Origin of the sequence: Modicisalibacter radicis (genome assembly GCF_900961225.1) — a bacterium.
Taxonomy (GTDB): Bacteria; Pseudomonadota; Gammaproteobacteria; order Pseudomonadales; family Halomonadaceae; genus Modicisalibacter.
Genome location: NZ_CAAHFN010000080.1, coordinates 1 through 17,131, shown reverse-complemented (window position 1 = coordinate 17,131; position 17,131 = coordinate 1). Strand labels below are relative to the sequence as shown.

General features: G+C 59.0%; 14 protein-coding genes and 1 pseudogene. 11 read left to right on the top strand and 4 right to left on the bottom strand.

The genetic code is table 11. The features are described 5' to 3' along the window. The 3 genes from HR9077_RS15625 to HR9077_RS15615 all read right to left on the bottom strand — a co-directional run. Positions 1-373, bottom strand: a 373-nt coding sequence (locus HR9077_RS15625) for a 2-oxoadipate dioxygenase/decarboxylase family protein (protein ID WP_136067945.1), incomplete at its 3' end; no start/stop codon positions are given. Between the two features lie 72 nt (positions 374-445). After that, the gene (locus HR9077_RS15620) at positions 446-1,693 is read right to left on the bottom strand and encodes a 2-aminoadipate transaminase (RefSeq protein WP_136067943.1); all 1,248 of its coding nucleotides are present in this window, start codon (positions 1,691-1,693) and stop codon (positions 446-448) included. Positions 1,694-1,926: 233 nt separating this feature from the next. Continuing rightward, a complete protein-coding gene (locus tag HR9077_RS15615) occupies positions 1,927-2,697 on the bottom strand; it encodes an IclR family transcriptional regulator (RefSeq protein ID WP_136067941.1) in 771 nt (256 codons plus the stop codon). Between the two features lie 158 nt (positions 2,698-2,855). Here HR9077_RS15615 and HR9077_RS15610 point away from each other — a divergent pair, with 158 nt between their 5' ends. The 5 genes from HR9077_RS15610 to HR9077_RS15590 all read left to right on the top strand — a co-directional run bounded on the left by HR9077_RS15610 (position 2,856) and on the right by HR9077_RS15590 (position 8,204). After that, the gene (locus HR9077_RS15610) at positions 2,856-3,617 is read left to right on the top strand and encodes an enoyl-CoA hydratase/isomerase family protein (RefSeq protein WP_136067939.1); all 762 of its coding nucleotides are present in this window, start codon (positions 2,856-2,858) and stop codon (positions 3,615-3,617) included. A gap of 68 nt (positions 3,618-3,685) precedes the next feature. Next, on the top strand, positions 3,686-5,218 hold the full coding sequence (locus HR9077_RS15605; protein ID WP_136067937.1) for a class I adenylate-forming enzyme family protein: 1,533 nt from the start codon (positions 3,686-3,688) through the stop codon (positions 5,216-5,218). 88 nt (positions 5,219-5,306) lie between these two features. Then, positions 5,307-6,287 carry a TRAP transporter substrate-binding protein gene (locus HR9077_RS15600; protein ID WP_168380970.1) on the top strand — a complete coding sequence of 327 codons (981 nt, stop codon included), beginning with the start codon at positions 5,307-5,309 and terminating at the stop codon, positions 6,285-6,287. 70 nt (positions 6,288-6,357) lie between these two features. Continuing rightward, positions 6,358-6,897 carry a TRAP transporter small permease subunit gene (locus tag HR9077_RS15595; RefSeq protein ID WP_136067934.1) on the top strand — a complete coding sequence of 180 codons (540 nt, stop codon included), beginning with the start codon at positions 6,358-6,360 and terminating at the stop codon, positions 6,895-6,897. Then, positions 6,897-8,204 carry a TRAP transporter large permease gene (locus HR9077_RS15590; RefSeq protein ID WP_136067932.1) on the top strand — a complete coding sequence of 436 codons (1,308 nt, stop codon included), beginning with the start codon at positions 6,897-6,899 and terminating at the stop codon, positions 8,202-8,204. Before HR9077_RS15595 ends, HR9077_RS15590 begins: the two co-directional genes overlap by 1 nt. 78 nt (positions 8,205-8,282) lie before the next feature. Here the strand turns inward: HR9077_RS15590 and HR9077_RS15585 are convergent, their stop codons facing one another. Then, on the bottom strand, positions 8,283-9,167 hold the full coding sequence (locus HR9077_RS15585) for a LysR family transcriptional regulator (protein WP_136067930.1): 885 nt from the start codon (positions 9,165-9,167) through the stop codon (positions 8,283-8,285). 119 nt (positions 9,168-9,286) lie between these two features. Here HR9077_RS15585 and amaB point away from each other — a divergent pair, with 119 nt between their 5' ends. The 6 genes and pseudogenes from amaB to HR9077_RS15555 all read left to right on the top strand — a co-directional run bounded on the left by amaB (position 9,287) and on the right by HR9077_RS15555 (position 16,782). Beyond that, a complete protein-coding gene (gene amaB / locus HR9077_RS15580; RefSeq protein ID WP_136067928.1) occupies positions 9,287-10,780 on the top strand; it encodes an L-piperidine-6-carboxylate dehydrogenase in 1,494 nt (497 codons plus the stop codon). 82 nt (positions 10,781-10,862) lie between these two features. Continuing rightward, positions 10,863-12,314 (top strand): sodium-dependent transporter, encoded by a 1,452-nt coding sequence (locus tag HR9077_RS15575; protein ID WP_136067926.1) that lies wholly within the window; start codon positions 10,863-10,865, stop codon positions 12,312-12,314. Continuing rightward, the gene (locus HR9077_RS15570; protein ID WP_136067924.1) at positions 12,311-12,598 is read left to right on the top strand and encodes a hypothetical protein; all 288 of its coding nucleotides are present in this window, start codon (positions 12,311-12,313) and stop codon (positions 12,596-12,598) included. The genes HR9077_RS15575 and HR9077_RS15570 overlap by 4 nt, the downstream gene beginning before the upstream one ends. A gap of 97 nt (positions 12,599-12,695) precedes the next feature. Beyond that, complete coding sequence (gene amaA / locus HR9077_RS15565; protein WP_136067922.1) at positions 12,696-13,976, top strand: L-pipecolate oxidase; 1,281 nt, start codon at positions 12,696-12,698, stop codon at positions 13,974-13,976. Between the two features lie 105 nt (positions 13,977-14,081). Then, positions 14,082-15,203, top strand: a pseudogene (locus HR9077_RS15560) (IS3 family transposase). A gap of 337 nt (positions 15,204-15,540) precedes the next feature. Beyond that, positions 15,541-16,782, top strand: coding sequence for an NAD(P)/FAD-dependent oxidoreductase (locus tag HR9077_RS15555; protein ID WP_136067920.1), 1,242 nt, complete (start codon positions 15,541-15,543; stop codon positions 16,780-16,782). The last annotated feature ends 349 nt before the right edge of the window (positions 16,783-17,131 follow it).

Here is a 17,131-nt window from a genome sequence, read left to right as displayed (position 1 = left end):
GGTTGCTGGCCAGGGCCTCGTCATCGACCGGGCGAAACGCCGTGGAGTGCACGGGCACGCCGGCTTCCGACAGGTCGTAGTATCCGACCGGGACCATCCCCATCACGGCGAACAGCCGACGCAACATGGCCAGTTCGTCGGCGGTCCCTACCCGGATGGCGCCATGGCGCTCCACGCCCAGGCGGTTCAGTTCATCGTGAGTCGCGAGCCGTTCGGCCAATGCCGGGTCGCGCTCGAGGGTTTCCCGGTTCACTTGATCGACCAGTTCGAGCAGGGTTTCGTACTGGGGGACCTCGGCCTGATACATGGCCGACATCGCCCTGGAAAAGCGATCGCGGATCTCGTTCGATGAAACGAATGTCTGGTGATTCATGTCATGTCTTCCTGGAATCATATTCATGTGCAATGTCCGAGGCTGCCCTATCATCCAGTCGCTCAATCAGGGCTACAGCGTCTCCAGCGCCCGCTCGATACGCTCCAGGCCCTCGTTGAGAATGTCGGGTTCCGTCGTCAACGGCGGCAACAGACGTAAGACATTGCGCCGACGTCCACTCGGCATCAGCAACACACCGCCGTCACGAGCAGCAGACAAGAGCGCCATGAGATGCTCACTGCCCGTGGCCTTGGCGGTATCTTCGAAGACGATACCGCGCATGGCGCCAATGCCAGTCAACTTGCCCACCATTGGAAAGCGCCCCGAGGTCTGCCAGCGTCGATGTGCATTGGCAATTAGGGCTTCCTGGCGATCGCCCCACTCGCGCAGGTTGCTTTCACTCATAACATCCATGACAACCCGGGCTGCGGCACAGGCCACCGCGTTGCCGGAGTAGGTACCACCCAGACCTCCCTTAGCAATGGCATCCATGATTTCTCGTCGGCCAGTCAACGCCGCCAACGGCAGCCCCGCGGCCATGCTCTTGCCCATCAGCACAAGATCGGGCTCAACACCCAAATACGAGAATGCGAAACGCCGGCCGCTACGGCCGAAGCCGGACTGAATTTCATCAAAGATCAGGACAATGCCATGGCGGTCACATAGGCGACGCAGATGTGCTGCAAAGTCGGTGCAGAGCAACCGGAAGCCCCCTTCGCCCTGAACCGGCTCGACAATGATACAGGCCACTTCGTCTGCCGAAGTTTCGACCTCGAACAGGCGCTCAAGGGCCGCCATGGCCTGGTCGGCATCGATATCACTGTCACGGCTGGGAAACGGCAGGTGATAAACCGGACCGGGCAAAGCACCCAGGCCATTCTTGTAGGGCTTGACCTTGCCATTGAGGTTGAGAGCCGCGAGGGTTCGGCCATGAAAGCCATCATCGAAGGCAATCACGCCCTGGCGTCCTGTCGCAGCACGCGCCACCTTTAGCGCATTCTCGGTCGCCTCAGCACCACTGTTGGTCAGCATACAAGAGAGTGGATATGACAACGGGACGAACGCATCCAGCGCCTTGGCGACGTCCAGGTACCCGCGATGCGGTATGGCATTGAAGGCCGAGTGCATCAGAGTCTCGACCTGGCGTTGCACGGCCTCGACCACGGCAGGGTGGCCATGACCGAGATTGAGTACACCAATACCGCCGACGAAGTCGATATAACGTCTGCCCTGTTCATCCCAAACTTCGGCGTTCTTGCCCCGCGCGATGCACAAGGGATGAACGATGCCGAGCGAGTCGCTGATGTGCGGAAGCTCCATTGCCGGGTACCTGTCGATGCTTTTTGTTGAGGAAACAAGGCGTATCAGACCAGAGCCGGCAAGTGGCCTTCAAACGAAAAAAAGCGCGAAATTCATTCCAAAAATTACTGCCAGCATGTTTTTAACACCAAGGCATGGATCTGAAAAATATTCATCTTGGAGTAAAATCATAACTGGCCCGGAATGTGATATATCGTTCGCAACGCCCAATCGGCGCGGCGTATCGCTGAGCTTCAGAGTCTCGATAATTGCCGTGCTGTAGCGATCAAAACGTCCGAAAGGTTCTGCTCCAGCTCCTCGGGCATACTCCGCACCCGGGACATCGAGATGCTGACAGCCGCTCGCGGTCGGTTGCGCCTGTCCAGTACCGGTACCGCAATCGAGACATCGGATAGAAAATACTCTTCTACCGACAGCGCGTATCCCTGGCGCCGGACCTGGGCCAATCGCTCCATGATCGCGGGCACCTCATGCACGGTATTCGGCGTGTAAGCCTTTCGTTGTGACCGCTCCAGAACCGTCATGGCTTCTCGTTCTTCCAACTGCGACAGCATCGCCAATCCAGGTGCCGTACAAAATGCCGGAAGGCGCGACCCGATGGTGATGTCCGTATCTAGCATGTTGCGACTCAGCAAACGAGAAAGATAAACCACGTCAAGCCCGTCCAGAATCGTCAGGCTGACTGAACCCTCCGTCTCCTTGCTCAGGTTCAGCAGGTATGGGCGAACCTTGTCGACGAGTGGATGCGCATGCAGATAGTGCGCGGCGATGTCCAGTGTGCGCACGCTGGGTTCGATCAGTTGCGTTTCCTCATTGCGCTGCAAGTAGCCTAACTGCGACAAGGTGTGCACAAAGCGCTGCGCCGCGCTCCGATCCATGTCGCAGCGTTCCGCCAGCTGCTTGACACTCATCGCCGGGTACTCGGCATCGAATACCTCGAGGATTCGAAACGCCTTTGCCACGCTCTTGACCATCAGACGATCCACTTTTTCTTTTTCGCTCAAAGCTTTACCCCTCCCTAGCCTGATCCTTTCGTATAAAAGGACGCTTCTCGTGTCGATTTTGGGTTTTACAGAAAGCGCAATTCAACTACATTGATTAAATGTAGATCATAAGTGATCGCATTGCAATCAAATTACCCACAAACAATCAGGAAGCAATCATGTCCGAACACATCCTCACCAACAAGCAAGGCCGAGTAGGCGTCATTACTCTCAACCGCCCCGAAGTTCTCAATGCCTGGCACAGCGAGATGCGCCAACAACTTATTGCCGCTCTCGAGGACTTCGCCAGCGACGACTCGCTCGGCGCCATCGTACTGACCGGCGCGGGAGAGCGAGCTTTCAGCGCCGGCCAGGATCTCAACGAGACTCGGTCCTTCGACGCCGAGCGGGCCAAACTCTGGGTGAGTGAGTGGGAAAAGCTCTACGACAAATTGCGCAGCAGTCCCAAGCCCATCATTGCCGCGCTCAACGGAGTGGCGGCCGGTTCGGCATTCCAGGTGGCCCTGCTGTGCGACTTTCGGATCGCCCATGCCGATGTCCGCATGGGACAGCCTGAAATCAACTCGGGTATCGCCAGCACCACTGGGCCTTGGATCATGCGCGAACACCTGGGGCTCGCTCGCACCATTGACCTGACCCTGAGCGGCCGTTTGATGAATGCCGACGAGTCGCATGCCCTTGGCTTGATCAACCGGCTGGTCGCAGCCGACCAGGTGCTGCCGGAAGCGCTGTCGCTGGGTGAGGAACTCGCGGACAAGCCTCCCGTTGCGATGCGCCTGGATCGTCAGCGCTTCAAGGAAATCACCGAGCCCGGCTTCCGCGACTGCCTGGAAGCGGGGGGGCGCATACAGGCAGAAGCCTACGCGTCGGGTGAACCGGCACGCATGATGGAACTCTTCCTCAAGCGCCGAAACGGTTGATGGTCGAGCTCTGACTACTGTCACTGGCGTGACGTGACTCGTCAGGAACAAAGGACAATCTGATTGCTATGATAGCCAACCTAAACGATCCCAGTTTCATTCTCGCTCTGCGTGATATAGCGACACGCGAGCCAGAGCGTTTGTTCGGGAGCTTCGATCAATGCCCCCTGACGTTCGGAGAGCTCGACCGCCAGGCTGAGGCACTCGCTGCCTACCTTCGCCATGGGCTGGGCATTCACCCTGGCGAGCGGGCCGCGGTCATGATGCATAACGGCCCCGAGGCCATCGCTATCCTGTTCGCCCTGGCAAAGGCCGGAATCGTCTGGGTGCCGGTCAATGCCCGCCAGCGTGGCAACGGATTGAAGTACATTCTTGAACACTGCGATCCCTCAGTCCTGCTTACCGATGCCGACCTGTGGCCGGTTGTCGTCGATAGCGGGGCAGGAATTACAGGCAAGACGCTGTTGCTGGGAGACGCGGAGGATACGCTCTCCGAGCACCTGAAAGGCAGTGAAAGGCTGGACGCACCGGCACCTGCCATGTCGGATTTGTACGCCCTAATGTACACCTCCGGCACGACAGGCAAACCGAAGGGAGTGCGCGTCACTCACGCAATGATGGCCTATGCCCTCAAAAGCGTTGAACGACTGTGTTCCATAAAGCCAGGCGACATCTTCTTCCAGTGGGAGCCCTTCTATCACATTGGCGGCGCTCAGATGTTACTGCTGCCGTTGTTCTTCGATGTGCGGCTCAGTCTGACCGAGCGATTCAGTGCTAGTCGCTTCTGGGAACAGGTCAATGCCAGCGGTGCGACACATATTCATTACCTGGGGGGAGTGCTGCAGATTCTTCTAAAGCAGCCGCCCAGCGAGCTGGAAACCGCTCACAACGTGCGCATCGCCTGGGGCGGGGGCTGCCCCAGCGAGATCTGGTCGACGCTGCAGGATCGTTTCGGCTTCGAGATTCGCGAATGCTATGGCATGACAGAAGCCTCGAGTCTAACCACCGTCAATGCCGAAGGAAAACCTGGGTCTGTGGGCTGCGCCGTTCCCTGGCTGGACATCGCCATCCATGATGACCAGGACCGCCCTATCCCGGCAGGAGAACCCGGCCAGGTGGTGGTTCGTGAAACGCAGCCTGGGGTGCTGTTCGATGGTTACTTCCGCAACGCCGAGGCCACGGAGAAGACGCTGGCAAACGGCATGCTGCATACCGGCGACCGCGGCTGGCTCGATGCGGACGGCTTTCTCTACTTTCTCGGACGCATCACCGATAGCGTGCGCTGTCGGGGCGAGAACGTATCAGCCTGGGAGGTGGAATCGGTCACCCAGCAGCACCCCGATGTTGAGGAGTGCGCGATGATCGGTGTCGCTGCCGACATCGGCGAGCAGGAGATCAAGCTCTTCCTGAAGCCGAAAGCCGGTCGCGCCATCGAGCTTCGAGAGCTGCATGGGTGGCTGAAGGAGCGCCTGGCCTCCTACCAGTGTCCACGCTATCTGGCCATCGTGGATGAGTTCGAGCGAACACCTAGCCACCGCATCGTCAAGCGCTGCCTTCCCACCACCCTACACGAAGCCTGGGATAGCCAACGGCTTCACTGACCGAGAACCAGAGGAAAACATGGATAACAACGACAAGAGAAAACCCCTAACCCCCTTTCCTACAAATAGAAAAGAGGAGACCAACAGTATGGTCCATACACTGAGCAAGACTGCCGCTATTACCGCGTTGACTTTAGCCGTCAACGGACTTGCCCACGCCGAGGTCTGGGATCTTCCCTCTCCGCAGCCGGCGGACAACTACATTACCGAGAATGTCAGCTGGTTCGCCGACCAGGTGCGAGAGGCCACCGATGGCGAGCTGGATATACGTGTTCATCCCAGTGGGACGCTTTTTCCCGGCGATCAGATCAAGCGCGCCGTACAGCGCAACCAGGCACAAATCGGTGTCCATGTTCTTTCTGCCCACCAGAATGAGAACATCCTTTACGGGATCGACTCCGTGCCTTTCCTGGCGAATTCCTTTGAGGAGTCCGCACAGCTATGGAAAGTCACCAAGTCAGCACTAGACGAGCTGATGGCGGAGCAGAACCTGCAGTTGCTCTATCACATTCCGTGGCCTCCGCAAGGAATCTTCTTCGACCGAGAGATAGAGTCTCCCGAGGATGCGGAGGGTCTCAAGTTCCGGGCCTATAATACGGCCACAGCTCGCTTTGCCGAACTGATGGGCATGACGCCGACCCTGATCGAAGAGGCCGAGCTTTCGCAGGCGGCCGCCACCGGCATGGTGCAATCGCTGATATCTTCCGGCGACCCCGTCTATAACCATCAACTGTGGGACTATCTCCCGCAATTCTACGATGCCAAGGCTTGGCTGGTTCTCAGCCACATTTTCGTCAACAAGGCCCGCTGGGAAGCTCTCGATGAGGAAACGAGGCAGGAAGTCCTGGCCATTGCCAAAGAAGCCGAGCAGCGAGGTGAGGAGCAGGCCAAGGAGCTCACCGATATTCTCAAGAGCCGGCTAAGCGACAAGGGCGTTTCAATCAACCAGCCAGACGAGGAGTTGCAAGCGGAATTCAAGCGTATCGGTGAAAAGATGCAGGAGGAGTGGCTAGAGAGAGCCGGCCCGAAAGGCCAGCAACTGGTTGAGGAATATCGTGCAATGCAATAACAGCACGATTCACGTCCCCACTCGCGTGGTGGGGATTCCGCTTAGCTGGATGTAACCAGGGGTAGCTCCCATGAACACCTCCGCTTCTCGTATAGCGAAATGGCTGGAAACACTTTATCGCGTATTCGGCTATCTTGCCGCGCTTTGCATTTTCATCATGCTGGTCGTGATCGTCGTTCAGATAGTGCTGCGCTGGAGTGGCATGACCCTGCCAGGCGCTACCAACTACGCCGGCTACCTCATGGGTGCCAGTACGTTTCTCGCCGCGGCCTTTACCTTTCATGAGGGCGGGCACATCCGCGTCGGCCTATTGGTGGAGCGACTTGGACGCTTTCGTCTCATCGGCGAGTTGTGGTGTCTACTGATCGCTAGCGGCATTGCCGGCTTCATCACCTGGCATGCATTCGACGCCGCCTATTGGTCCTATCAGTTTGGCGATGTCTCGTCAGGGCAGGATGCGATGGCCCTGTGGATACCCCAGTCGCTGCTTGCGCTTGGTTCCACCGCCTTCACGATTTCGATATTCGATCACTTCGTACGCACTCTGGCTGCTCTAGTTCGTGCCGCACGCGTCAAAAACCACGGGTCACGTCCCGTGAGGAGTCTTTGATGGATTTCACCGAACTGGCCATTGCGCTTCTGCTCATTCTTTTTCTGCTGCTGGGTTCCGGCGTTTGGGTCGCCTTATCCTTGGTCGGGGTGGCTATCGTGGGCATGGCGTTCTTCACTGGACGTCCCATCGGGGCTTCGATGTACAGCACGCTTTGGACATCATCGACGAGTTGGACGCTAACGGCCCTACCTTTATTCATCTGGATGGGGGAGATTCTTTACCGCACGCGCCTCTCCGAAAGCCTCTTTCGTGGATTGAGCCCTTGGCTCAGTTGGTTGCCCGGGCGACTAATGCATACCAATGTCATCGGCTGCACCCTGTTCGCCGCGGTTTCGGGCTCCTCCGCCGCCACGCTGACCACCGTGGGCAAAATGTCCATGCCTGAGCTCAGCAAACGTGGGTACTCCGATTTCATGAGCGTGGGGACCCTGGCCGGTGCCTCTACCCTGGGCCTAATGATCCCGCCCTCGCTGACGATGATCGTGTATGGCGTTATTACCAATCAATCCATCCCCAAGCTGTTTATCGCGGGGATTCTTCCCGGCCTGATTCTGGCAGCCTTGTTCATGGGCTATGTCGTGGCCTGGGGCATACTGAAAAAGCCGAACATTGACAAAGATCCTGCGATGACATTTAAGCACCGCATTTATGAATCGCGCCTGCTGATCCCTGTCGCGCTGTTGATCCTTACCGTGATCGGCTCGATGTATTCTGGCCTGGCTACCGCGACTGAAGCCGCTGCCCTTGGGGTGGTGGGTGCCCTGCTGCTTGCTGCCATACAACGAAGCCTGACTTTGTCCGCGCTAGTGGAAAGCCTGATGGGAGCAGCGAAGACCTCGTGCATGATCGCCCTGATACTGGCAGGCGCCTCGTTTTTGACCCTGGCAATGGGCTTTACTGGCCTTCCGCGCGGTCTGGCCGAGTGGGTGGGCTCTCTGGATCTCTCTCCCGTCATGCTGCTGGTGGCACTGATGCTCGTCTACATCGTGCTGGGCTGCTTTCTGGATGGCATCTCGGCAGTGGTACTGACTATGGCGGTGGTCACACCCATGCTCAATGAAGCCGGCATCGATCTGCTCTGGTTCGGCATTTTCGTGCTGGTCATGGTGGAGATGGCCCAGATAACACCCCCGGTTGGTTTCAATCTCTTCGTCATGAAGAGCCTGACCAACCACAGCCTCGGTTTCATCGCAAAAGCCGCGGCACCGATGTTCCTAATCATGGCGCTAATGGCGCTCTTGCTGATTGCATTTCCAGGCCTGGCAACGTTCCTGCCTGGCTTCATGAATGAGGCTACGATGTGAAACATCACACGATATCTTTCTTGCGTTTTTTAGTAAGCAGCTCTACCCATGGCTCTCTTTACTGATGGTGCTTGATACCTAGAGGTGCTCGAGGATCCAGTCGATGAATCCCTTGACTTTGCCGACCTCTCCCTTGTGTTCGGGATAGGCTAGATAATAGGCATCGCGGCTTTTCAGACGGAAGTCCCAGGGGATCGTCAACTGGCCCCTCGACAGTTCCTCCTCAGCCAGGAAATGTGGCACGAGCGTTACACCACAGCCAGCCCGTGCCGCTTGCAGAGCCATATAGAACGTATCGAAGCGTGGCCCATGGTAGCTGTGCGCGGTATAGGTTCCCTGCGCCTCGAACCAGTCATGCCAGGCCTCGGGGCGCGTCGCACTTTGCAACAGCACCAGGCGCGTCAATGCCAGCGGCTCCGCTATACCGCCAGCTGGCACCACCGAGGGAGCGCAGACAGGCACCATCTCTTCATCAAGCAACTTGATGCACTCCGCCCTGGGCCAGGCACCATGACCGAAGAAGAAAGCCACATCGACTCGGTCCTCCTCCAGGTCGAACGGCTCGACCCGGTTGCTGATGTTCAGATACACGTTGGGGTGGCGAAAGCGAAAGCCGTTGAGCCGGGGAATTAGCCAGCGCGCACCGAAGGTCGGCAACGTCGTGACGTTAAGCACCTCGCTCTGCCCCCCGTAGGACTGCATATAGCGCGTGGACATCTCCACCTGGGCGAGGATCTTGCGCACCTCGGTCAGGTAGAGCGAGCCCTCGGGGGTTACCTGCAGCCGCTTTCGCACACGACGAAAAAGCGGCTGTTCAAGGACCGACTCAAGTTGCGCAACCTGCTTGCTGACAGCGCTTTGTGTCAGGCTCAGCTCATCGGCGGCCCGTGTGAAACTCAAGTGGCGGGCCGAGGCCTCGAAACACTGCATGGCAGTGAGGGTTGGTAGATGACTACGGCTCATGCTCACCTTCAAGAAAAATAGGAATGAATTCCGTATAAAACGTCGTTTGAGCCAGGTCAATAGCGATGGTGATACTGCCTGTGTCCCGTTAGCCATAAGCACAAGCAGTAGGAGATAGAATGATCGATACCGTCATGCAGCGACTTGGCGTCACCGAGTCCCAGTACCGTCAGGGCGACTTCATTGTTACCACGCCCACTGACGGCAGTGAAATCGGCCGTATCCAGCTCGAAGGAGCCGATGCGGTGGATGCTCGCATCGCACGCGCCGAACAGGCCTTCAAGCAGTGGAGCCAAGTGCCTGCCCCACGCCGCGGCGAGCTGGTCCGCCTGTTCGGCGAACAGCTACGCCGCCATAAGCAGGACCTGGGAGCACTGGTCACCTTGGAGTGCGGCAAGATCCTTCAGGAAGGCCTCGGCGAAGTCCAGGAGATGATCGATATCTGCGACCTGGCCGTCGGTCAGTCGCGCCAGCTCTTTGGCCTGACCATCGCCTCGGAGCGCCCCGGGCATCATATGCGCGAGAGCTGGCATCCGCTCGGTCCAATCGGCCTGATCACTGCGTTCAATTTTCCGGTCGCGCCCTGGGCCTGGAACTCTGCACTGGCTTTGGTCTGCGGCAATAGCCTGCTGTGGAAACCCTCAGAGAAGACGCCGCTCTGCGCCTTGGCATGTCAGGCCCTGCTGGAGCGCGCCATGGAGGAATTCGGCGACGAGGCCCCGAAAGATCTCAGCCAGGTCATCCTCGGCGACCACGCAGCAGGTGAGCGCATAGTGGACGATCCGCGCGTCCCGCTGATTAGTGCTACCGGTAGCACGCGCATGGGCCGTGAAGTGGCACCGCGAGTGGCCGCGCGCTTCGGCCGCAGCATCCTCGAGCTCGGTGGCAACAATGCCATGATTCTCGCTCCCAGCGCCGATTTGGACATGGCCGTGCGTGCCATCCTGTTCTCGGCGGCCGGTACCGCTGGTCAGCGCTGCACCACCCTGCGCCGGCTGATCGTGCACGAGTCCATCCGCGACGAAGTGGTCGAACGGCTCAAGAAGGCCTATGCCAATATTCGCATCGGCGACCCCATGGAAGGCTATCTGGTTGGCCCGTTGATCGACGGTCAAGCCTACGAGCAGATGCATTCCGCGCTGGAGCGCGCAAGCAAGCAGGGCGCCAGTGTCTTCGGGGGCGAGCGCCAGTTGGCCGACACCTACCCTAACGGCTATTACGTCTCCCCGGCCATCGTCGAGGTCAAGGAACAGGACGACTTGGTCAGGCACGAGACCTTCGCACCGATCCTTTATGTCATGAGCTACAGCGACTTCGATGACGCGCTAGCCATGAACAACGACGTACCCCAGGGCCTGTCCTCCTGCGTCTTCACGACCGACGTGCGGGAAGCCGAGACTTTCGTCTCCGACCAGGGCAGCGACTGCGGTATCGCCAACGTCAACATCGGCCCGAGCGGTGCCGAGATCGGCGGTGCCTTCGGCGGCGAGAAGGAAACCGGTGGCGGCCGCGAGTCCGGTTCTGACGTATGGAAGAGCTACATGCGGCGTCAGACCAACACCGTGAACTACTCCCGCGAATTGCCGCTGGCACAGGGCATCAAGTTCGATTGATGGCAACGGCCGCCATGGGCCGATAGCGCTGCGCGTGGCGGCATTGCTAGCGAACCACAACAACGTGTCATGGAGTCACGAGATGACAACAACAATTTCCCGAGAACAGTGGGGCAGTCGCTTCGGTTATCTGATGGCCGTCATCGGCGCCATGGTCGGTGCCGGAAACATCTGGCGCATGCCCTACGTCACCGGCGAGAACGGTGGGGGCGCATTTCTCATCGCCTACTTCATCCTCCTCTATCTGATAGCCGTTCCTGGCCTCATGGGCGAAACCAGCCTCGGCCGGTATACCCGCCAGGGCCTGCTGGGAACCTTCCGCAAGGTGTACGGAAACAACCGCATGGTTGGCCTGGGCCTGGTCATCTTGATCTTCAACGTCGTGCTGATGTCGTACTACTCATCGGTCGTCGGTTGGTCGGTTTACTACGCCTACCATGCCCTGATCGGCACCTTCACCCAGACCGATTTCGATACCGCTGCATTGTGGCAAGCCTTTAGTGCCAACAAGGCACTCAACGTGGGCATGCACACACTCGCCATGCTGATGGTCACCGGCATTCTACTGTTCGGGATCAAGGGTGGCATCGAGCGCATGGCAAAGTGGATGATGCCAATCCTGACGATTGCCCTGATCGCCATTGCCATTCGTGGCCTGACGCTGCCCGGCGCTATCGCAGGGCTTGAGTTCGCCTTCTCGCCCAACTGGGAGTATCTCGTCCGCGGGGAAACCTGGCTAGCTGCGCTAGGCCAAGCACTCTTCTCCACCGGTCTCGGTTGGGGTATCGCATTGACCTATGGCAGCTATCTGGGTCGCAATGATGATATTCCCCTCGGAGGCGGCATATTCACCGCGGTCGGCAATACCAGCTTCGGTCTTCTGGCCATCTTCGCTGTGTTTCCTATCGTCTTCGCCTTTGGTATCTCGCCCTCGTCAGGGCCGGAGCTGGCCTTCGTAGCCTTGGCAAGTGCCTTCGGCAGCATGTCAGGAGGCTACCTCTGGGCCCTGTTGTTCTTCATGGGCTTCTTCTTTGCCAACCTGACCACCGCCATTGCCATTACCGAAGTGGGGGTTACCACCTACAAGGAAGAACGCCAACTTCCCCGCGCCAAGGCCGTGCTCACCATCTGCGGCATCATCTGGCTGCTGGGCATCCCCAGCGCTCTGGACGCCAACATCCTCGGCTATCTGGACTTCGTTCTCGGCAACTGGGGGCTCCCACTGGCCACGTTCCTCATCATGGTGACTATCGGCTGGAAGTTCGACGCCAAGCGCTTGCGCATCATGAGCCTGAATCGGGGCGCAGATCTTTATGTATCCAGCCTTTGGGAAGCCGTCGTGCGGTATCAGATCCCTGCCATCATGCTCGCGATCATGGCCTACTTCCTCTACAGCAATCTCAGCCAGACACCCTGGAAGACAGTAAGTGGCCTGATAGTGCTGACGCTCATGATTCCGCTGTGTATGTGGCTCATGAACCGCCACCAAGGCACCGACTATACCAATACTCTTGCTGAAGGAGGCCGTTCATGAGTTCTTCCGCCATTATCGTCATGATTGCCTCGATCGCCGCCCTCTGGGGAGTAGCCACCATAACGCTGATTCATTCGATTCGGCAGGAAGGCCGCAAGCTATCACTGCTTCAGGAGCAGGGTAACTTCGAGCCCTTCTCCCCTGCCGCTCAACGCGATATCGAGGAGTGGCTCGCACGCAATCCGGAAGGAGAAAAAGCCCGAGAAATGCGTGAGCTGCTCGAACTTCAAAATCAGGCACGACGCAACGATTCCCGGCATTTCTACCATTGGGAAAATTCGTAAGCACCGCCGCCATCGGTAGGCGTGAGAGAGTCCACATTAGCAATGGTAGTGGCCTATCGTTGGCTTGAAACCACAACCCTACAAGACAGGAGGTGTCATGAAGGAACAGTGTTTATGGCACTACACCTCAAAGGAGCCAGCCCTGGAGCTGGCCCCTCTCCGAGGTGAACACACCGCTGACGTCGCTGTGATCGGTGGAGGCATAACCGGACTCAGTACTGCACTGCATCTCGCCGAAGCGGGCGTTAACGTGAGGCTGATCGAGGCGGGGAATATCCCCAGTGGTGGATCAGGCCGTAATGTCGGGCTAGTGAATGCCGGGTTATGGATCCCGCCGGATGATATTTCGGAGGCCTTGGGTGAGAAAGATGGCGAGCAAGTCAATACGATCCTCGGCCAAGCCCCCGCCGAGGTGTTTTCGCTGATAGAACGTCATGGTATTGAGTGTCAGGCTACCCGAACCGGCACCTTGCACATGGCTCATAACGGCAAGGGCGAACAGGAGTTGGCACGGCGCGCAGAGCAGCTCCAACGCCGTGGCTCCCCGGTGGAATTATTGGAAGAAGAAGACTGCCAGCAATATGTAGGTACTCGCCGTGTCCGGCGTGCCCTGCTCGATCGGCGTGCCGGCACGCTTAACCCCAACGCCTATACCCGAGGCTTGGCTCGTGCTGCCATCGGCGCAGGTGCACATGTGCATACTCATAGCCCCGCCAAGGCGGTGGCCCGCGAAGGCGATGACTGGCAGGTCATCACTGCAGAGGGCAGTGTGCGCGCACCTCGCCTGGTAATAGCCACCAACGCCTATACACAGGACCACTGGAACGAGGTTCGCCATCACTTTTTCCTTGGCCATTTCTTCCAGGTGGCCTCCCCCCCTCTACCCGACGAAGTTGCAGGCGACATTCTTCCCGAGCGCCAGGGCGCCTGGGATACCCGAACGGTGCTAAGCAGTTTGCGACGCGACCCTGATGGTCGATTGATCTTAGGCAGCCTAGGTTGCGGCGAGAGCAAGCCCGCCGCTTTCGTACGCTGTTGGGCCGACCGCATTCAGCAGCATTACTTCCCCCAGCTCGGCCGTGTCGATTGGGAATGCACCTGGACCGGGCGCATAGCCTTTACACCCGATCATACCCTGCGGCTCTTCGAGCCCGCGCCCGATATTCTCGCAGTCACTGGCTACAATGGACGCGGGGTGACAACAGGCACGGTCGTCGGCAAGGGGTTTGCGCACTACATTCTCCATGGAGATTGCTCCCTTCTGCCCCTACCGATACGCCCCGCCAAACCGATCTCGGCGGCACCGCTGTGGCGCTCAGCCTATGAGAGCGGCTTTACGTTGTATCATGCCGGCCAGTGTCTGCGGCTTGTCGCCTAAGTTCTGTCTGAAAAATCGGCGAGCGATGGCCAGACAAGGCAAAATTGATCTTGCCCAACAGCAGTGGACACCTCGTTAAGACATTACACTGAGACGAGGTGACCCATGGCAAGGCAAGCAGCTTCGATGAAGAAAACCCGTACCCGCTATTCCCAGGACTACAAGGCCGAGGCCCTGGCGCTCGGCGATCGCGTTGGCATCAGTGCCGCCGCCCGAGAGCTTGGCCTCCAGCCCACCCAGCTCTGCCAGTGGCGGACCAAGGCCCAGCAGCAGCAAAGCGCTTCAGCCCGCGAGCAAGCCCTGGCCGACGAGAATGCCCGACTCAAGCGCCAACTGGCCGAGAAGTCGGAAGAGCTTGAAATCGCAAAAAAAGCTGCGGTGTACTTTGCCAAGAGCCTGAAGTGAAGTACGCCTTCATCCATCAGCATCGTCAGGCATTCAGCACCCAGCGGATGTGCAGGGTTCTCGGGGTCTCTCGCAGCGGCTACTACGCCTGGCGACAGCGTGGCGGCATGACGTCTCCGAGACGCCGCCGGCAGGCGGTTCTCGACCAGCGAGTGGCCCAGGCCTACGAGTGCCGGAAGGGGCGCTCAGGCGCCCCCAGATTGACGCTGGACCTGGTTGACGATGGCCTGATAGTGGATCGCAAGACCGTCGCTGCAAGTTCAAGGCGACGATGAACTCGCGACACTCGCTGCCAGTGGCGCCCAACCTGCTGGAGCAAGATTTCACCGCCATGGCGCCGAACGAGAAATGGATCGGCGACATCACCTATCTAGCGACCGGTGAAGGATGGCTCTACCTGGCGGTGCTGATCGATCTGTTCTCACGCAAGGTGATCGGTTGGGCGATGAGCGAGCGAATGACTGCCGACCTGGCCGGGAACGCGCTCCAGATGCGTTGTGGCGCCGTAAGATGCCCAAGAAGGTCGTCGTCCATTCGGATCGCGGCAGCCAGTACTGTTCGACCCTATACCAGTCGCTGCTGACTCGGCACGACCTCCAGTGCAGCATGAGTGCCAAGGGCAACTGCTACGACAATGCCTGTGCCGAGAGCTTCTTCCACAGCCTCAAGGTCGAAGCAATCCATGGCGAACGTTTCGAGACCCGAGACGCCATGCGGCGGCAAGTTTTCGAGTACATCGAGATGGACTATAACCGGCAGCGCCGGCACAGTGCGATTGGGATGATCAGCCCGGAGGCCTTCGAGGCCCGAATGATCGCTTAGATCGGTGTCCACGATTGCTGGGTAAGATCACTTTGCTCCGGGATCCCCGACTGGCCAGCCGCATATCCGTAGCCTGTCCGAGGACAGGGCCCGACAGCTGCATCGCAGCCAGCGCACCTTGATGGCGCGAACAGGTCCTAGGAGGAGGAAGCCGCACAGATAACCCTGTTAATTTCTATATTTACAGATAAAGAATCTGCTTCTTGTTAAAATTATAGGATAAAAATCTTAGTTACAAGCCCATAGCCGATTTTATGGGAAGTGCTGATAAACTCGCTGGCTTGACAGGCTCTGCCCCGCGGCGAAGCTATCTATAACCATCGGCAGGGAGATCTTCATGGCCCGCAATATCATCGTTCTTGGTGCCGGCATGGTCGGCGTATCCGTGGCCTGGCACCTGGTGCGTCGCGGTCATGACGTCACGCTGGTGGACCGCCGCGAGCCGGGGCTCGAGACCTCCTTCGGCAATGCCGGCATCATCCAGCGCGAGGCGGTGCGCCCCTACGCCTTCCCCCGTGACATCGGCACCCTGCTGCGGGTGCTGCCCAACCGCAAGGTGGATATCCGCTACCGCCCCTCCGGCATGATGAACGCGGCGGGCCCGCTGCTGAACTACTGGCTGAACTCGAGCGGTAAGCGCTACGAGCGCATCGTAAACGAGTGGGCGTCGCTGATCATGCGCTGCCAGGATGCCCACGCGCCGATGATCGAGGCCGCCGGCGCCGAGGCGCTGGTGCGCAAAGGCGGCTGGCTGGAGCTTTACCGCACCCGCAAGGAGTTCGAGGAGCGCCAGGAAACGGCCAGGAAGAATCACGAGCGCTTCGGGGTCGAGTATGAGGTGCTGGACGCCGAGGCGCTCTACGCCAAGGAGCCGCATCTGGGCAAGGGGCTGATCGGGGCGATCCACTGGACGCAGCCCTGGATGGTCTCGGACCCCGGCGGCTTGGTGCAGGCCTACGCCCGCAGCTTTGTCGAACAGGGCGGCCAGGTGAAACAGGCCAGCGTCGAGGACGTGCTCCAGGTGGAGGGTGGCTGGCAGGTCAAGACCAGCGAGGGGGATCTGAAAGCCGAGAAGGTGGTAGTGGCCATGGGCCCATGGACCGGTGAACTGCTGACGAGGCTGGGCATGAAAGTGCCGCTGTTCGTGAAGCGCGGCTACCACATGCATTACTCCGCCGAAGGGGAAGCCAAGCTCAACCACTGGGTGATGGACGCCGAGAAAGGATTCCTGCTCGAGCCGATGCGCGCCGGGATTCGCCTGACCACCGGCGCCGAACTGGCCGACCTGGAATCGCCGCCCCAGTACAACCAGCTGGCCGCCGCCGAGAGGGTGGCACGCAAGCTGTTCCCGCTGGGCAAGCGTCGCGACAGCCAGCCCTGGAAGGGCGCCCGCCCCTGCCTGCCCGACATGAAGCCGGTGATCGGCCCCGCCCCCGACAAGGCAGGACTATGGCTTGCCTTCGGCCACGGCCATCAGGGCTTTACCCTGGGCCCGGCCACCGGCGAACTGCTCGCCCAGATGATGGATGGCGAAGAACCCGCAGTGGATATGGCACCGTTCCGCGTCGACCGCTTCTGAAGGTGAAGTCACTGCGAAAGCGGGCGCCCTTGAGGTGCCCGTTTTACGTAGATTTACGCACAGATTGGAATTGACGCAAGGGTACCTGCCACTCGACCCTTGGCACCCTTCGTCACAGTATAGTGTTCAACAAACTGGTACGGTGGCAAACGCAGTGGCGAGTTACAACCACCTTGGGTTTATCCGCCTGTAGGTCAGCTAACGGCCAGAAGCAGACGTTAATGGACCTCCCCCGGTTTAGTGGACACGCATCGATAACTCCCACGGAGGAGAAAACCGATGCCCGCAATCATCACGGGGAAGAAGACACAACGTTACAGCACTGAGTTCAAGGTGAAGGCGGTCGAGT